General features: G+C 62.9%; 17 protein-coding genes and 2 tRNA genes. 9 read left to right on the top strand and 10 right to left on the bottom strand.

Annotated elements, in window-relative coordinates:
• Positions 1-114: 114 nt before the first annotated feature.
• The gene (locus tag U5A57_RS22620) at positions 115-1,077 is read right to left on the bottom strand and encodes a LysR family transcriptional regulator (RefSeq protein ID WP_321913878.1); all 963 of its coding nucleotides are present in this window, start codon (positions 1,075-1,077) and stop codon (positions 115-117) included.
• A 117-nt stretch (positions 1,078-1,194) separates the two neighbouring features.
• On the opposite strand from U5A57_RS22620, the gene U5A57_RS22625 reads away from it, so the two are divergent.
• The 3 genes from U5A57_RS22625 to U5A57_RS22635 all read left to right on the top strand — a co-directional run bounded on the left by U5A57_RS22625 (position 1,195) and on the right by U5A57_RS22635 (position 3,867).
• A complete protein-coding gene (locus U5A57_RS22625; RefSeq protein WP_321913879.1) occupies positions 1,195-2,313 on the top strand; it encodes an aldo/keto reductase in 1,119 nt (372 codons plus the stop codon).
• A gap of 536 nt (positions 2,314-2,849) precedes the next feature.
• A complete protein-coding gene (locus U5A57_RS22630) occupies positions 2,850-2,999 on the top strand; it encodes a hypothetical protein (protein WP_027795377.1) in 150 nt (49 codons plus the stop codon).
• A gap of 277 nt (positions 3,000-3,276) precedes the next feature.
• On the top strand, positions 3,277-3,867 hold the full coding sequence (locus U5A57_RS22635; protein WP_321913880.1) for a chorismate mutase: 591 nt from the start codon (positions 3,277-3,279) through the stop codon (positions 3,865-3,867).
• 3 nt (positions 3,868-3,870) lie between these two features.
• Here U5A57_RS22635 and U5A57_RS22640 read toward each other — a convergent pair whose 3' ends face one another.
• From U5A57_RS22640 to U5A57_RS22650, 3 genes are all read right to left on the bottom strand, one after another.
• Positions 3,871-5,037, bottom strand: a complete 1,167-nt coding sequence (locus tag U5A57_RS22640; protein ID WP_321913881.1) for an exonuclease domain-containing protein — start codon at positions 5,035-5,037, stop codon at positions 3,871-3,873.
• A 277-nt stretch (positions 5,038-5,314) separates the two neighbouring features.
• Complete coding sequence (locus U5A57_RS22645; protein ID WP_028205165.1) at positions 5,315-5,518, bottom strand: cold-shock protein; 204 nt, start codon at positions 5,516-5,518, stop codon at positions 5,315-5,317.
• A gap of 763 nt (positions 5,519-6,281) precedes the next feature.
• A complete protein-coding gene (locus U5A57_RS22650; RefSeq protein WP_321913882.1) occupies positions 6,282-6,470 on the bottom strand; it encodes a hypothetical protein in 189 nt (62 codons plus the stop codon).
• 197 nt (positions 6,471-6,667) lie between these two features.
• On the opposite strand from U5A57_RS22650, the gene U5A57_RS22655 reads away from it, so the two are divergent.
• Positions 6,668-7,816, top strand: coding sequence for a porin (locus U5A57_RS22655; protein WP_321913883.1), 1,149 nt, complete (start codon positions 6,668-6,670; stop codon positions 7,814-7,816).
• An 89-nt stretch (positions 7,817-7,905) separates the two neighbouring features.
• Here U5A57_RS22655 and greB read toward each other — a convergent pair whose 3' ends face one another.
• The gene (gene greB / locus U5A57_RS22660; RefSeq protein ID WP_321913884.1) at positions 7,906-8,469 is read right to left on the bottom strand and encodes a transcription elongation factor GreB; all 564 of its coding nucleotides are present in this window, start codon (positions 8,467-8,469) and stop codon (positions 7,906-7,908) included.
• 132 nt (positions 8,470-8,601) lie between these two features.
• Between greB and U5A57_RS22665 the strand changes: the two genes are divergently transcribed.
• A tRNA-Arg gene (locus U5A57_RS22665) sits at positions 8,602-8,678 on the top strand.
• Between the two features lie 81 nt (positions 8,679-8,759).
• Positions 8,760-8,836 (top strand) — tRNA-Arg (locus U5A57_RS22670).
• 89 nt (positions 8,837-8,925) lie between these two features.
• Here U5A57_RS22670 and U5A57_RS22675 read toward each other — a convergent pair.
• From U5A57_RS22675 to U5A57_RS22695, 5 genes are all read right to left on the bottom strand, one after another.
• Complete coding sequence (locus U5A57_RS22675) at positions 8,926-9,405, bottom strand: phage protein NinX family protein (protein WP_321913885.1); 480 nt, start codon at positions 9,403-9,405, stop codon at positions 8,926-8,928.
• Positions 9,406-9,611: 206 nt separating this feature from the next.
• Positions 9,612-11,978: a RelA/SpoT family protein gene (locus U5A57_RS22680; RefSeq protein WP_158758377.1), complete on the bottom strand. Its 2,367-nt coding sequence runs from the start codon at positions 11,976-11,978 to the stop codon at positions 9,612-9,614.
• A gap of 110 nt (positions 11,979-12,088) precedes the next feature.
• Entirely contained in the window at positions 12,089-12,292 is a 204-nt protein-coding gene (gene rpoZ, locus U5A57_RS22685) for a DNA-directed RNA polymerase subunit omega (protein ID WP_006400783.1), read from the bottom strand.
• A gap of 40 nt (positions 12,293-12,332) precedes the next feature.
• Entirely contained in the window at positions 12,333-13,046 is a 714-nt protein-coding gene (gene gmk / locus U5A57_RS22690) for a guanylate kinase (protein WP_321913886.1), read from the bottom strand.
• A gap of 14 nt (positions 13,047-13,060) precedes the next feature.
• Entirely contained in the window at positions 13,061-13,999 is a 939-nt protein-coding gene (locus tag U5A57_RS22695) for a YicC family protein (RefSeq protein ID WP_321913887.1), read from the bottom strand.
• 303 nt (positions 14,000-14,302) lie between these two features.
• Here U5A57_RS22695 and rph point away from each other — a divergent pair, with 303 nt between their 5' ends.
• From rph to hemW, 3 genes are read left to right on the top strand one after another with little or no spacing between them, the layout of a single operon-like run.
• On the top strand, positions 14,303-15,043 hold the full coding sequence (gene rph, locus U5A57_RS22700) for a ribonuclease PH (RefSeq protein WP_321913888.1): 741 nt from the start codon (positions 14,303-14,305) through the stop codon (positions 15,041-15,043).
• Complete coding sequence (rdgB, locus tag U5A57_RS22705; protein ID WP_321913889.1) at positions 15,036-15,683, top strand: RdgB/HAM1 family non-canonical purine NTP pyrophosphatase; 648 nt, start codon at positions 15,036-15,038, stop codon at positions 15,681-15,683. The genes rph and rdgB overlap by 8 nt, the downstream gene beginning before the upstream one ends.
• Positions 15,684-15,727: 44 nt before the next feature.
• A complete protein-coding gene (gene hemW / locus U5A57_RS22710; RefSeq protein ID WP_321913989.1) occupies positions 15,728-16,897 on the top strand; it encodes a radical SAM family heme chaperone HemW in 1,170 nt (389 codons plus the stop codon).
• Positions 16,898-16,950 lie beyond the last annotated feature (53 nt).

Here is a 16,950-nt window from a genome sequence, read left to right on the forward strand (position 1 = left end):
TACGTTGCTATCTGGAAAAAGGGGAGCGCCGTTCGGCGTCATGAGCCTCACGTGCGAATCTTTTAAAGATAAGCGCGATCTTCACGCGACCGAATCAGACGTATCTGAAAACGGCTACGCGAATCCAGGCGCCACACGCTTCTCGCGCAGGAAGTCGATGAACGCACGCAGTTTGGGCGGCAACTGGGCGCGCCCGGCCGTATACAAATAGAAGCCGGGAAACGATGCGCCCCACGACTCGAGCACCGGCACGAGCCGGCCTTCGTCCAGTGGCGAGCGCACGTAGTCTTCGATCACGTGCAGGAGGCCCACGCCCTGCTCCGCGGCGCGCACCATCGTGCGCAGATCGTTGGTCACGAAGCGGCCCTCGGTGACCACGTCGAATACGCGCCGGGGATCGTCCGGCCGCGCGAACTCCCAGCGGTAGACGCCCCCCGTCGCGAAGCGATAGTGCAGGCAATCATGCGCAGCCAGATCCTCGGGGGTAACCGGGCGCGCGTGGCGTTCGAAGTATTGCGGCGAGCCCACCACGACGATGCGTATCGGCCCGCCGATCGGCACCGCCACCATGCCAGGCGCCACTGATTCGCCCAGGCGAATGCCCGCATCGAAGCCCTCGCCCACCAGATCGGCAAAGCCGTCGTCGAGCGCGAGTTCGAGCTTGATCTGCGGATAGCGCATCATGAATTCCGCGAGATGCGGCATGACGAGCAATTCGCTCGCCACGCGTGGCAGGTTGATGCGTAGCATGCCGGCCGGCACGTCGCGCGAGGCGTCGAGCGCATCGAACGCCGCTTCGATCTGAGTGAGCGCGGGCTGCACGCGCGCCAGAAACTGCGCGCCCGCCTCGGTCAGCGCGACGCGGCGCGTCGTGCGATTGAAGAGCCTCACGCCGAGTTGCGCTTCGAGCGCCCGCACGGCCTGGGACAGCGCCGAAGTCGAGAAGCCCAGGGCTAACGCCGCGCGAGTGAAGCTGCCGTGCCGTGCGACGGCAGCCACGGCAAGCAGAGCGGGCAAGCGCCCCGCCAGCCCGGACGCGGCGCTCGGCGCTGGCGCCGGATCGGAAAGCGGGCCCATGCCGTCTCCATTGTGAAGCTCAGCTTCACGGTGATTTCAGGTGAACCCGATTTTTCCACAAAAAGGAAAGGCGCAAGATGAGTTCGCGTTCGCCACCCATCCTTTAAGGACACCGCCATGAAACTCGATAGCTACACCCTGCTCGGCCGCTCAGGCCTGCGTGTCAGCCCCATCGCCCTCGGCACGATGACGTTCGGCACCGAATGGGGCTGGGGCGCCGACGAAGCTTGCGCACAGCGGCTCTTCGACCTCTATGTCGACGCGGGCGGCAACTTCATCGACACCGCCGACCTCTATACGGAAGGCACAAGCGAAACCTGGGTGGGGCGCTTCGCGGCGGCGCGCGGTCTGCGTGAGCGCCTCGTCATCGCCACCAAGTATTCCTACAACGCGGAATCGGGCAACCCGAACGCCGGCGGCAACCATCGCAAGAACCTGCTGCGAGCGCTCGACGGCTCGCTCAAGCGGCTCGGCACCGACTACATCGATCTCTACTACCTGCACACATGGGACCGCATGACGCCCGCCGACGAAGTAATGCGCGCCATGGACGACGCAGTGCGCGCGGGCAAGATCCGCTACGTGGGTCTCTCCGACGTGCCGGCCTGGTACGCAGGCCGCGCGCAGACGCTGGCCGATTGGCGCGGCTTCGAACCGGTGGCGGCCATGCAGCTCGAATATTCGCTGATCGAGCGCAACGCGGAGCACGAATTCGCCGATTTGGCGACGCAACTCGGCATGGGGCTCGTGCCGTGGAGTCCGCTCGGGATGGGCGTGCTATCGGGAAAATATCGGCCGTCACAGGCTGGCGAAGGTGTGAGCGGTGCGGGCCGCCTGCAGACGGTGGGCGCGAAGCCGCCGCCCGGCTTCGACAAGCTCTCCGCGCGCAACTTCGCGATCGTGGCCGAACTCGAGCGCGTCGCGCACGAGGCCAACCGGCCCATGGCGCAGGTGGCGTTGAACTGGCTCTATCAAAAGCGCGGCGTGGCAAGCATCATCGTCGGCGCAACCAAGGCCGCACAACTCGAAGAATCGCTCGGCTCGCTCGACTTCACGCTCGCCCCCGAACTGGTCGCGCGCCTTGACGCCGCCTCCGAACCCGCACATCCGTTTCCATACTACATGTTCGCGGACGGCCACCAGTCACGCATTCATGGCCAGGTGGACGTACGCGCGACGCCCGCGAACCACGCTCACGTGCAACGCGTGCCGGCGCCGGCGAACGAGCAAACGTAACGAATTATCGGAGTGCATCAATACGCCGCGCTGGAATGCGCGGCGATTTACGTACGTTCGGTCATTAAGTCGCGGCCAAATGACACGGATCAAAGTATTAATCGCCCGATCGGATAGAAACGGACACTTACATAGTTTTAATTCTTATTAACGTTTCGACGTCAACGGCTAAGCATAATCGTCCGTTGTAGATGAATGATGGTGCACGTTGATCCGGCGGGACTGGCGCCGCGCAACACAGGCGCGGCAGGCAGCCCGAGCGAGCGCGGGCTCAGAGCCGGGGGAAGTGCGATTGAGGCGTTGTGCGACCGCAGCAGCCGCTGTGCGCGAGATTCGGCGAATCGAGAACCGAACCCGATTCACGCAGCATGTGCGAGTGTGAAGGACATCTCAACAATTATATTCCCGCGCCGTTAATCATTTGCATCGCTGTGCGAAGAAAGCAACACGCGTGCGAGAAAAGCACTGTTACCGTAAGCGGGACTAGCGCAGTAGAAGTGCCGAGCCGGATAATCGGCTTACATAGGAGAAAGATCATGGACGCCAAACCGCCAAGGATTCCGACCCCGGACCAAGTCTTCAGCCCGGATCCGGAACCGGTGGCCGTTGAGTTTCTCGGCGACGAATTGCCTGCTCACGTGCGGGCTTTTCTGGACGAGCAACGCAAGGCACACGAACAGAAGTGACGGGGAAACGCACACGTTCGCGCTCGCGTGGGGAACGCGCGCAGTAGACGTTCGTGTGCAGATCGACACGCGTAGTACGGGGACGCGCGTGTCATGCTGCGCGCGCGGTTTTGCGCCGTCGCGCGCTGTAGCGATTTGCGTTCGGCATGCTAGATGGAGCGCGCGCGTTCATGCGGCCATCGCGATTCGACTTCTGCGCGCTTCTGCGCTTTTAGACGCAAGCGCACTGTAACCGGCTATGCTTCGGTTTTTATTGCCGGCGTCTTTCTTCCTCTCGATGACATTGCTGACCCGCGCAAGTGCGCGTTGCGTTGCCGCGCTGATCTTCGCCCTGCCGATCGGATCCGCCCACGCCGACGGTGACGACACCGCCCTGACCAACCTCGTCGCGCTTGTTTCTCAGCGGCTGGCGCTCGCCGAGCCGGTTGCACACTGGAAATGGCAACATCACAAGCCGATCACCGATACGCCCCGTGAAGACGCCTTGCTCGCCGACGTGCAAAAGCGCGCCACGGCGGCCGGCGTCGACCCCACGTTCGCGCGTGCGTTTTTCCGCGATCAGATCGATGCCAGCACGCAAATGCAGAAGTCGTTGTTCGACACGTGGCGTGCCTCGCAGGCGCCCAGCGACCCGGCGCCCGATCTCGCTACGGCCACGCGGCCCCAACTCGACAGACTCACCGGGCAATTGATCGGCGCGCTCGCTCGCGTGCAGTCAATGCGCGGCGCACCGGATTGCCCGGCGCGCGTCGCACGTACGGTTGCGAACTGGAAAGAGCTCACCCGCTACGACTCCGCGCGCACGAATGCGATGAATCAGGCGCTGGAGCATGTGTGCGAATCGGGTGGCGTGGGCGGCGTCGCCTAAGGCTCAGGCCGCGCTCGTGAGGCCGTCGGCCTCGGTTGGCTGCAGCACCTGCACACGCAGGCCGCGTTCGAAGTGCGTCTGCAGAATGCGCCAGGTCGAAAGCTCGAACACCCGCTCGGCGCCGTGGTCCACCAACGCCTCAGCCTCGGTCGTGCTCTGAAAGGCACCCATATAGCACCAGCGGTCGATCAGGTGATAAACGTCGCCGCCATTCGTCGAGTCCTGCTCCAGCACGACCACTGCGCCGTCGAACGGCCAGGGCGCCGCCCCAAGGTCGGCGGGATCGCGCTTCGATGCACGCGGCACGCGATTGAACGAGGGCTTGAGCGCTGCGATCCATTGCGCTTCGACAAGGAGCGCACCAAGCTCGCCGCCTGTTGCACGCCACTCCACCCGGCGCACCTGCTGCGCCATTCGTTGTTCGCGGGAAGAGCGCCGCTCCCCCGAAAGATGCGCGCGCACGCGCTGGCGCACCCGCACGCTGCGGCCCACGTAGAGCGGCACGTCGTCCTCGCCGTAAAACGCATACACGCCATGACCTGCCGGCGCGGTATCGATGAGGTCGTCGGTGATGTCGCCGGCCAGCACGTGACGGCGCGTCGTGCGCTCGATCTGCGCCGCCAGCGCTTCCCCCGGCACCAGCGCCGGCAGGCGCTGCCAGAACTGCCAGAGGAGATCGGCGTCGGCGAGTGCGCGATGGCGATCCGATGGCACGAGTGCATGGCGCTCGACCAGCGCGTCGAGCCCGTGGCGCTTCTCACCCGGGAAGAGCGCCCGCGACAGGCGCACGGTGCACAGTACATCGGGGTTGAAGGAATAGCCCGCGCGCTCGAACTCCGCACGCAGGAAGCCTCGGTCGAAGGCCGCGTTGTGCGCGACGAAGAGCTTGCCGGCGAGTCGCCCGTGCAGTTGCGCCGCAATGTCGGCGAAGCGCGGCGCGCCGCGCACCATCTGGTCCGTAATACCGGTGAGCTGCTGGATAAAGGGCGGGATGGGCTGACCGGGATCGACGAGGGTGCTCCATCGTGTCACCTGCCCTTGCGCCACCTCCACCACGCCAACTTCAGTAATCCGGTGCTCGCCTACCGAACCACCGGTCGTCTCGAGGTCTACGAAGACGATGGGAAGGTCGCCGGCGGGCTGTGCGGCGTTCAAGGAGGACTCAAGCATGGTGAAACGACAGGGGAAATGGAAAACGGCCCAAGTATGCACCGTTTGGACGCCACGCGCCGACGGTTCCGACAGCGCAAGTGCAACTTTGGGTATTTAGTGAAAACCCGAATCAGGAAAATCGAGAGATCCCAGGGTTTTCCCGATTAAATCTGTTTAAGAAAAGTGGCTACTAATATTGCTCGAATATCAATATGCCAAAAATAAAAAAGCCCCGGGTTTGCCCGGGGCCTGATGTTGCATGAGCGCTCGCACAGCGAGCACTCGCACGCTGCACTTACAGCGGCTGGATGTTCGCGGCCTGCTTGCCCTTCGGACCGACCTTGACGTCGAACGACACACGCTGGTTCTCCTTCAACGACTTGAAGCCGTCGGCGCGGATTTCCGAGAAGTGCGCGAACAGATCGTCGCCGCCGGCGTCAGACGTGATGAAGCCAAAGCCCTTCGCATCATTGAACCATTTGACGATACCGGTTTCCATGTTTCCGTTTCCCTCGAGATTTTAATGGCGCGGGCAATAACCCTCACGCCGTATCCAGCCAATTCCCGCCGTCCCGCTTCAGCGAATTCCACGTTTGAAATTGCAGCGGAACGAAAATCAGCTTTGCCGTTATACGGGGAACGCCAATCGCCAGTCAAGCGAATTTTTTATAACAGCTTTCCCGATTCAACGATAAAAGCGGTACGCATCAAAAAGCTGACAAAAAATCGTATGCGATCCGAATCAATATATAAGAACACGTCATTTTTACGCGATTATCTCGATCACGTCATTTCTACCGGGAAGTTTTCCCGAAGTGTAACAATTCGTGTCAAACGTAAGTGTTTCTCCCGGTTGTTCGAGTAATACATTCAATTCATGATCCATATTGTTAGCGGCATCGGAGGTCATCATGCTGACAACTCTGCGGCGATGGATTCATTGGCTCGTACAAACGGACGGGATTGCACCAACGGCCGAGGAAGCCGAAACCTATGGCGCATGGCACGGGGACCACTGGCACAACCTGCTGTGTTCCCCTATGGACGCCAGGCACTACGTAATGGAAGACTGGAGCCTGCAGTCTGAGCCGCCGCAAGCGGGCACCCAGTAAGCGGTGCGCGTAGCGCGTGGCCTGAAGACGGGCAAAAAAAAGCGCGGCTGAAAAGGCCGCGCCGACAAAGGTTTGGAGATCTTTTTCGTCAACGAAAAAGTCTGCTTCGGAAAGCAGCGATTGAAGTATAGCCGGACCCACGTCTGACGATTAAGCATACGGCGCACAATCATCTGTTACGCCAGACGCAATAATCAGTTCTGATTGATTTAAACCGTTTTCTGCAATCAATTGTTGTAGCGATCGCACAACGCTCGCGCGGTTGACAGTTTCACCCTCCTTCCGGGAAATCTGCTCAAAGCCTTTACCAGCAGGGCTTAAGGCGAGCGCGATAATCATTTCCGATAGCGCAATACTTTATTGCGAAATTCGGAATACCCCCTCTCCGAGCACCCTCTCTACACTCTGCCTGTCTGGAAACCGACTGGCACGGATTAATTCGTACCACGCGAACTTTGCCTCTCGCTGCGCTTCGCATGGGCGGTTTCCCAAACAGGGTTCAACGAAACCCACCTCTGTTCTCGGAGTTTACAAAGATGAAAAAGACTCTCATGGTCGCCGCCCTGACGGGCGTTTTTGCAACGGCTGCACACGCGCAAAGCAGCGTTACGCTGTACGGCCTGATCGACGCAGGCATCACCTACGCAAACAACTCCGGCGGCCACAGCCTCTGGAAGGCATCGAGCGGCACGGTCAACGGCAGCCGTTGGGGCCTGCGCGGTTCTGAAGATCTCGGTGGCGGTCTGCACGCGATCTTCACGTTGGAGAACGGCTTCAACATCATGAACGGCAACTCCGGCCAGTCGAGCCGCATGTTCGGCCGTCAAGCGTTTGTCGGTCTGGCAAGCGACCAGTACGGTGCCGTCACCCTCGGTCGTCAGTACGACTCCGTGGTCGACTACCTCGCACCGCTGTCGAACACCGGCACGCAATACGGCGGCACGATCGCTGCGCACCCGTTCGATAACGACAACCTGAACAACTCGATCCGTTTCAACAACACGGTCAAGTACTCGAGCGTCAACTACGCTGGCTTCAAGTTCGGCGGCACGTACTCGTTCTCGAACAGCACCGAATTCGCGAACAACCGCGCATACAGCGTCGGCGCATCGTACAACTGGGGCGGCCTGAACGTTGCGGCTGGCTACCTGCACCTGAACAACGACGTCAACAACCTGCAAAACCTCGCCAGCAACTCGGGCGCGCAAACGGGTGAGTGGACGTTCGCTGCAGGCCGTCAAAGCACGTTCGGCGGTGGCATCAACTACACGTTCGGCCCGGCAACGGCTGGCTTCGTGTACACGCAAACGCAACTGGGCAACGCAGTCGCCATCTCGGGCACGCAAGCTGGCCGGTCGAGCAACATCGGCCTCGGCGGCAACAGCGCCCGCTTCCAGAACTTCGAAGGCAATGTCCGTTACGCTCTGACCCCGGCACTGAGCCTGGCTGGCGCGTACACGTACACCCGCGCGAACTTCGGCGGCGGCGAGAACCCGAACTACAACACGGTCGCACTGCAGTCGGACTACGCACTGTCGAAGCGCACCGACGTCTACCTGCAAGGCGACTGGCAGCACGTGTCGTCGAACCCGCAAGGTATCGGCGCTTACCTGAACGGTCTGGGTTCGGCTTCGACCCGTCAAGACCAGGTCGCTGTGACGGTTGGTATGCGTCACCGCTTCTAAGCGGCACGCTGCTGGCCGCTTCGGCCAGCACTGCAGCAAAAAAGGCACCCTCGGGTGCCTTTTTTTATTTGCGCTGCGAAAGCTCGAATTCAGGCGCGCGGCGGCGGATAGCGCACGTCCAGCACGTCGATCGGCTCCGGCCCCGCCGGCGTGTACAGCGTCACCTGATCGCCGATCTTCGCCTTCAGGAGCGCCCGCGCGATAGGCGAAATCCAGCTCACGTGGCCCTGATCGAGATCGACCTCGTCGATACCGACAATCGTGATCGTATGCGCCTCGCCGTCCTCGGTGCCGTACTCGACGGTCGCCCCGAAGAACACCTGGTCCACACTCTCCTGCCGGCTACTGTCCACGACTTCGGCCAGATCCAGCCGCTTCGTGAGAAAGCGGATGCGGCGGTCGATTTCCCGCAACCGGCGCTTGCCGTAGATGTAGTCGCCGTTTTCGGAACGGTCGCCGTTCGAGGCGGCCCACGAGACGAGCTTGACCACTTCGGGCCGATCCTCGTCTATCAGGTGCAGCAACTCGCTGCGCATGCGCTCATAGCCGGCGGGCGTAATGTAGTTCTTCGTGCCGGCGGGAATCTCGGGGTGACCGGCTTCGAGATCGTCGTCGTCGTTGTCGGTCGATTCTTTGACAAAGGCCTTGTTCATGATGGGATCACTACGTACGTGTACTGGCTCACTCAACTCACTACTGCCAGCGTACACGAACCTCGCCCCAAGACAAATCGCGATAAGGGTCTTCCCTTTTTTCGAACCCCTGCTATAATCTCACTTCTGCGTGCGGCTGTAGCTCAGTTGGATAGAGTACTTGGCTACGAACCAAGGGGTCGTGGGTTCGAATCCTGCCAGCCGCGCCACTTATTCGAAATGTTCCCTGTCAATTTGATCCTGGAACACTTTCAAGCAGTATCGTGTTGTAAGTAGTATCGTTTTAGCGTGCGGCTGTAGCTCAGTTGGATAGAGTACTTGGCTACGAACCAAGGGGTCGTGGGTTCGAATCCTGCCAGCCGCGCCACCATTCGAAGGGCCTTTCCGAACGGAAAGGCCCTTTGTCTTTTCAGCTGCAGAATCGGGTATGTCTGCCGTCTCGCGCGATGCACGCCCCTAGCGCGGCGGCGTACCGATGTCGCCGATTTGCGCGTCGGGTCGCGGCAGGTCCTCCACGTCGCCAATCGCGGTGGGCTCCGCTACGGGCTCCATGCCCATGCCCAGCAATGCCTGGGGCTGTCGCAGCATCTCCCCTACCGTCTCACCAAAGCGGCTTGCGACAAACGCCCGCAGCAACGCCTCACGCGTGGTTTCTCCGTGGGCTTTCACGGCGCCCGCCCCACTCTCGAACTCCGCCACACAGGAAGCCGGCTCGCCTTCGCGAAGCTCCACGCGCTTTGCGCGATCCAGCACCACGCCGGCCGCCTCCCACGAATCGGTCGGCATGAAGCGGCCATCCCATGGACGCCCGCGGTCGTTGCCGCGCACGGCGACTGTCTCGCCACTGTCGGTGAAATAGATTTCGCGTACGAAGTCCGGCAGACTGCGCGCCACCCAATAATCGAGCGCGAGGCCGGTCAGTTCAGCTACGTTCATTTCGAGTCCCTCGTTTCGGGTCGAAGGAAGATGGCGGCATGACCGGCAAGCCCGGCCAGGTTGCCGCAGCGATGCGGCATGAGATAACGGTAGATTACCGCGCGAGGCGCTCGGTGGGAGTGGTTCGTGGCACGTAACGGCACATCGTGATGCGACGCGCCAGCGCGACGCGCCCCGAGCTCTCCGCCCGGAGCTACGCGCCCCGATCAATAATCCGCGCGCTCTCGTTCGATGCGCATGCCGCCGTCGTGGCGGTGGTGCCCGTCGTCGCTCGAACGCTCGCGCGCAATGCGCATCACGTCCGGATTCGTGCGCACACGGCGCATGACGTTCGCGAGGTGCACGCGGTCGCTCACCTGGATCACGAAACGCAACATGTTCGATTCCTGCGCCAGATCGTCGTCCATCGCGATGTGCACGATGTTGGCATCCGCCGAGGTAATGTCGGCCGCCACCCGGGCGAACACGCCCTTGGTGTTCTTCACGAGCACCTTCACCGCGACGTCGAACAGACGCCCCGGCTGCGGCGCCCATGCCACGTCGATCCAGCGGCCCGGATCGCGCCGGTGGATACGTTGCGCGACGCGGCAGTCGGTCGTATGGATCGCCATACCGAGACCGATGCCGATATAGCCCATGATGTCGTCGCCAGGGATCGGGCGGCAGCAAGCCGAAAGCTGCACCGACATGCCTTCGGTGCCCGTGATGACAACAGGCGGCGCCGGCGGCGCATTCGGGTCGCGCGGCGGATGATGATGCTCGGCGTCGTCGGCATCCTGGCCGCTCATCAGCACTTCGATGCGCTTGGCCATGACCGCGGCCACGCGCCGGCCAAGACCGATGTCCGCGAAAATTTCCTGGCGGTTCTTGTTGCCGGTCCACTGCACCAGCTTTTCCCACACCTCGGGCGTGACTTCCGAAAGCTGGTAGCCATAGCCCTTGAGCGCCTGATCGACAAGCCGCTCGCCAAGCTGCACCGACTCCGTGAGCCGCATCGTCTTCAGATAGTGCCGGATCGCCGAACGCGCTTTGCCGGTGCGCACAAAGCCGAGCCACGCCGGATTCGGCTTGGAGTACGGCGCGGTGATCACCTCGACGATGTCGCCGCTCTTCAGTTCAGTACGCAGCGGCAGCAGCTCGTTGTTGATCTTCACGGCCACGCACTGGTTGCCGAGGTCGCTGTGGATCGAATATGCGAAGTCGAGCGCCGTGGCGCCGCGCGGCAGTGCCATGATCTTCGACTTCGGCGTGAACACGTACACGGCGTCCGGGAACAGGTCGATCTTGACGTGTTCGAGGAATTCGCTCGAGTCGCCGACTTCGCTCTGGATGTCGAGCAGCGACTTAAGCCACTGGTGCGCGCGCTTTTGCACGTCGTTGAGATCCGCGCCGCCGTTTTTGTAGAGCCAATGCGCGGCCACGCCTGCCTCGGCGATTTCGTGCATCTTGCGCGTGCGGACCTGGAACTCGATGGGCGCGCCGAACGGCCCCACGAGCGTGGTATGCAGGGACTGATAGCCGTTCACCTTGGGAATGGCGATGTAGTCCTTGAACTTGCCCGGAACCGGCTTGTAAAGCGCATGGAGCGCGCCGATGCAGGTGTAGCATTCCAGCGCCGACTCGACCACGACGCGAAAGCCGTACACGTCGAGCACCTGCGAGAACGACAATTGTTTGTCGCGCATCTTCTTGTAGATGCTGAAGATGGTTTTCTCGCGGCCCGTGACTTCGGCGTCGAGCTTGGCGTCGGCAATTGCCCGCTGCACCGCTTCCAGAATCTTGCTCACCACTTCGCGGCGATTGCCGCGCGCGGCCTTCACCGCCTTCTCGAGCGTGGCGTAGCGATTCGGGTTGAAGTTCGCGAAGCTCAGGTCCTGCAGTTCGCGATAGGTGTTGTTCAGACCAAGACGGTGCGCGATGGGCGCGTAGATGTCGATGGTCTCGCGCGCCACGCGGCGGCGCTTTTCGGGCGGCACCGCGCCGAGCGTGCGCATGTTGTGCAGCCGGTCGGCGAGTTTCACCAGAATCACGCGCACGTCGCGCGCCATCGCGAGCAGCATCTTGCGGAAGTTTTCCGCCTGCGCTTCCTCGCGGTTGCGAAACTCCATCTTGTCGAGTTTCGACAGGCCGTCGACCAGTTCCGCGACCTTCGCGCCGAAGCGCTCGGCGAGTTCCGCCTTGGTCACGCCCTGGTCTTCCATCACGTCGTGCAGGAGCGCGGCCATGATGGACTGCGCGTCGAGCTTCCAGCCGGCGCAGATTTCCGCGACGGCGACGGGATGGGTGATATAGGGTTCGCCGCTCTGGCGATATTGCCCGAGGTGGGCTTCATCGCTGAAGTGGAACGCCGCCTTGACCTCCTTGATTTCCTCGGGGGTGAGGTAACCGGAGAGCGCGGCGGTCAGATTGGCGATGGAGACGACCCCGTGCTTGCGGGGCTGCTCCGGCGTCGCGGTCGGCCCGAACAGATGGCGAAACGACTGTTCGAGGACCGCGTCGATGTAATTGCGCGCAGGGCTCGCTGTCTCCGCTTCCTGGTCCACGTCGGTGGCCGGCGAGGGCGTGGTGCTCATGTTCCCCTCCGTATCAGGTTTGGCGTTGACGGTTAAAGCCGGTTAATGCAACTACGGCAACTGCGCGCGGTACGAACTACATGCCTGGCGGAATGCCTGCGAACGCGCCCTTAGACGGGCACCTTCTTCAGCATTTCGAGGCCGACCTGGCCAGCCGCGATCTCGCGCAGCGCGACAACGGTTGGCTTGTCGCGGCTTTCAATCTTCGGCGTGTGACCTTGTGCGAGCTGGCGAGCGCGATAAGTCGCGGCGAGCGCCAGTTCGAAGCGGTTCGGAATCTGTTTCAGACAGTCTTCGACGGTGATGCGGGCCATGTCGGGTTCCTTCTCATTCTCAGCAGGTTCTTATTCTACCTTATGTGCCCGATGCGCCGGGCTGCGGGTGGTGGATACCGAGCTGCACGAACAGCTCGGTATGCCGCGCGTATTGCGAAGCGAAGCGCAAGCGCGTGGCGCTCACGATATTGCGCAGCTCCTGCAACGCGCGATCGAAGTTCTCGTTGATCACGACGTACTCCGATTCGCTCGCGTGTGCGATCTCGCTGCCCGCTGCAAGCAGGCGTCGCGTGATGACATTCGGCTCGTCTTCGCCGCGCTTTTTCAGGCGGTCGGCGAGCGCTTCGAGCGACGGCGGCAGGATGAAAATTTCCACGGCATTGCGGAACTGCTTCTTCACCTGCTGCGCGCCTTGCCAGTCGATTTCGAGCAGGACGTCATGGCCGATTTTCATCTGGTCTTCGATCCACACGCGCGACGTGGCGTAGTAGTTGCCATGCACTTCAGCGCTCTCGAGAAACTCGCCCGCGGCGTGGCGCGTGAGAAAGTCGTCGACGGACGTGAAGTGGTAGTGCTCGCCGTCGCGTTCCTTCGAACGCGGCGCGCGCGTCGTGTACGAAACCGACAGGCGGATCGCGCTGTCTTCGGCGAGCAGCGCGTTCACGAGCGTCGACTTGCCCGCACCCGACGGCGCCACCACCATGAAGAGGTTGCCGGGGTACATGCCCGCATACGGATTGCGCTTCTTGTCGTGCTTCGCGTCCGCTTTGGGGGCGCTACTTTGGTCGGTCATGTTCGTTGCTTCCTTCATTCGAGATTCTGGACCTGCTCGCGCATCTGCTCGATGAGCAGCTTGAGCGTCATCGAGGCGTCTGCGAGTTCCTTCGCCGCCGCCTTCGAGCCGAGCGTGTTCGCTTCGCGGTTGAGCTCCTGCATCATGAAGTCGAGGCGCTTGCCGACGCGGCCGCCCTTCTCGATCACGTGCCGCGTTTCGTTCAGGTGCGCCGTGAGGCGCGAGAGCTCTTCGGCGATGTCGATGCGAATGCCGTACATCGTCACTTCCTGGCGAATGCGCTCGGCAATTTCTTCGCGCGAAATATTGCCGATGCTGCCGCCGTTGCCATTGCTGTCCGGCGCGGCAATGCCAAGCGCTTCCTGCAGACGCTCGACGATCTTCTGCTGGTGCTTCGCGATCAGCTCCGGCACGAGCGGCGTGATGCGCGCGACGATCGCCTCCATTTCGGTGACGTTCGCCAGCAGCATGTTGGCGAGCTGCGCGCCTTCGCGAGCGCGCACTTCGATCAGATCGGCGATGGCCTGCTTGCCGCAGCCGAGCACGGCGTCGCGCAGGACTTCGGCCGCCACGCCGCTTTCCGCCAGCACGCCGGGCCAGCGCAGGATTTCACCCGTGCGCAGACGGCCCGACTCGGGAAACGCTTCGAGCACGGCGCGCTCGAGTCCGGCAAGCTGATCGAGCGCGTCGCGGTTGAGCGTGCCCGCATTGGCGCCTTGCTCGCTCTTCTGGATGTTGATGCGGATGTCGACCTTGCCGCGCGAGAGCTTCGTCATCAGCATTTCGCGCAGCGTGGGCTCGCACACGCGCACGTCTTCGGGCATGCGGAAGTTCAGGTCGAGAAAGCGCGAATTCACCGTGCGCAATTCGACGGAGACACTGGCGCCGCCCGCGCCCGATGCCGCAGCAAGCTCGCGCGTGGCGCTGGCATAGCCGGTCATGCTGTAAATCATGGTTCGTCTCGCGAAGAAAGCCGTGGCGTCGTGCGCAAGGCGCTCGGGTCACGGCGGAGGAATCGAGGCGCCCGGCGTGTTGTCGCGATTGGACGAAAAGCGCGGGGCGGAGAATCCACATTATCCCATTTTTGAGGGCGCGCCTTCGCAAGCGCGGGCGGCATGGCGCGCCTCGCTCAGGCGGCCCCCTTTTTCCCCTCCCGGCGCCTCCTCGCCACCTTCGGGCGGCGTCCATCGCGAGGCGCGCTTAGGCGGTAAAATCATGGTTTCCCCTTCCCGCTCGTGCCCTCGCGCACCCTCACGATGACCCAATCCAACCAGCGCCCCTCCGGCCGCGCCGCCAACCAGCTTCGCGAAGTCCGCATCACCCGCAACTACACGAAGTACGCCGAAGGATCGGTCCTCGTCGAGTTCGGCGACACGAAGGTGCTGTGCACCGCGAGCGTGTCCGAAAGCGTGCCGCCGTTCCTGCGCGACAAGGGCCAGGGCTGGCTCACCGCTGAGTACGGCATGCTGCCGCGCGCCACGCACACGCGCAGCGACCGCGAAGCCGCGCGCGGCAAGCAAACGGGCCGCACGCAGGAAATCCAGCGCCTGATCGGCCGCGCCATGCGTGCGGTGTTCGACCTCGAGGCGCTCGGTGCACGCACCATCAACCTCGACTGCGACGTGCTGCAAGCCGATGGCGGCACGCGCACCGCGAGTATCACGGGGGCGTTCGTGGCCGCCCACGACGCCGTCTCGAAGCTGCTGGCCACCGGCCGCCTGGAGCGCTCGCCGATCACCGACTACGTGGCCGCGATTTCGGTCGGCGTGTACGAAGGCGTGCCGGTGCTCGATCTCGACTATGACGAAGATTCGCAATGCGACACCGACATGAACGTCGTCATGACGGGCTCGGGCGGCATGGTCGAAGTCCAGGGCACGGCGGAAGGCGCGCCGTTCTCGCGTGAAGAACTGAATGCGCTGCTCGATCTGGCGCAAGGCGGCATCCGCTCGCTCATCGAGAAGCAGAAGGCGGCGCTGGAGAGCTCGCATGGCTGACTTGCAGCCGGAATCGGCGGCTAATACCGCGGCTCACGCGCTCGCGCGCGTCGTGCTCGCCTCGAACAACGCGGGCAAGCTGCGCGAGTTCGCGGCGCTGCTCGGCGCGGCCGGCATCGAACTCGTGCCGCAAGGCGCGCTCAACGTGCCCGAAGCCGAGGAGCCGCATCCGACCTTCGTGGAAAACGCGCTGGCCAAGGCACGCCACGCGGCGAAGCTCACGGGCCTGCCCGCCCTCGCCGACGACTCGGGCCTGTGCGTGCGCGCGCTGCGCGGCGCGCCGGGCGTGTATTCGGCGCGCTATGCGCAACTGGCGGGCGGCGAGAAGAGCGACGCGGCGAACAATGCGCTGCTCGTCGCGAACCTGAAGGATCACGCGGATCGCCGCGGCTACTACTACTGCGTGCTCGCTCTCGTGCGCCATGCCGACGACCCCGAGCCGCTCATCGCCGAAGGCCGCTGGCACGGCGTGGTGCTCGACACGCCGCGCGGCGACAACGGCTTCGGCTACGACCCCTACTTCTACGTTCCCGAGCTGGAAGCCACCGCCGCCGAACTCGATCCGGCGCTCAAGAACGCGTCGAGCCATCGCGCAGTCGCCCTGCGCCAACTGCTCGCGCGACTGCAGGAGGAAGCGTGAGCCAGCAGCATCGAATCGGCATCGACGTGGTGCAGTCGTTCACGATGCCTGGCAGCATTCGCCTCACTTCGCTGCCGCCGCTCGCGCTCTACGTGCATTTCCCGTGGTGCGTGCGCAAGTGCCCGTATTGCGATTTCAACTCGCATGAATGGAAGGGCGAGCGCTTCCCCGAAGACGACTACCTCGACGCGCTGCGCGCCGATCTCGAACAGGCGTTGCCGCTCGTCTGGGGCCGCCAGGTGCATACGGTGTTCATCGGCGGGGGGACACCCAGCCTGCTTTCCGCAGCGGGTCTCGATCGGCTGCTTTCGGATGTGCGCGCCCTGCTGCCACTCGACGCCGACGCGGAAATCACGCTCGAAGCGAATCCCGGTACGTTCGAAGCCGCGAAGTTCGCGCAGTTTCGCGCGAGCGGCGTGAACCGGCTCTCGGTGGGCATCCAGAGCTTCAACGAGGCGCATCTGAAAGCGCTCGGGCGTATTCACGACGCGGCGCAGGCTCGACATGCGGTCGAGGTCGCGGCGAATACTTTCGACAACTTCAACCTCGACCTGATGTTCGCCTTGCCGCAGCAAACGCTCGCCGAATGCCAGGCCGACATCGAGACGGCGCTCTCGTTCAAGCCGCCGCATCTGTCGCTGTATCACCTGACGCTCGAACCGAACACGCTGTTCGCGAAGTTCCCGCCTGCCTTGCCCGACGACGACCAGTCCGCCGACATGCAGGACTGGATTCACGAGCGCACATCGGGCGCGGGATACGGACGCTACGAGGTTTCGGCGTACGCCCAGCCCGATCGCCAGTGCCGGCATAACCTCAACTACTGGCGTTTCGGCGACTATCTCGGGATTGGCGCGGGCGCACACACGAAGCTCTCGTTTCCGAACCGCATCGTGCGTCAGGCGCGCTACAAGCATCCGGCGACCTTTATCGATCAGGCGCGCGCGGGCACGCCGGTGCAGGAAGAGCACGAAGTGAACGCACGCGACTTGCCGTTCGAATTCATGCTCAATGCGCTGCGGCTCGTGGAAGGGTTCCCGGTGCATCGCTTCATCGAGCGCACGGGCCTGCCGATCACGACGATCGAACCGGCGCTGCAGGAAGCCGAGCGGCGCGGGCTCATCACGCGCGATTACGAAAAAATCGCGCCGACCGAACTGGGACAGCGCTTCCTGAACGACTTGCAGGCGCTGTTCCTGAAAGACCCGCAATAAGGTCGACCTGGATCGACTGGGGCGAGTGCCGCCGCGCTTGCGTTTCGGGTTAC

The sequence above is a fragment of the Paraburkholderia sp. J11-2 genome (assembly GCF_905220185.1).
Classification (GTDB): Bacteria; Pseudomonadota; Gammaproteobacteria; order Burkholderiales; family Burkholderiaceae; genus Paraburkholderia.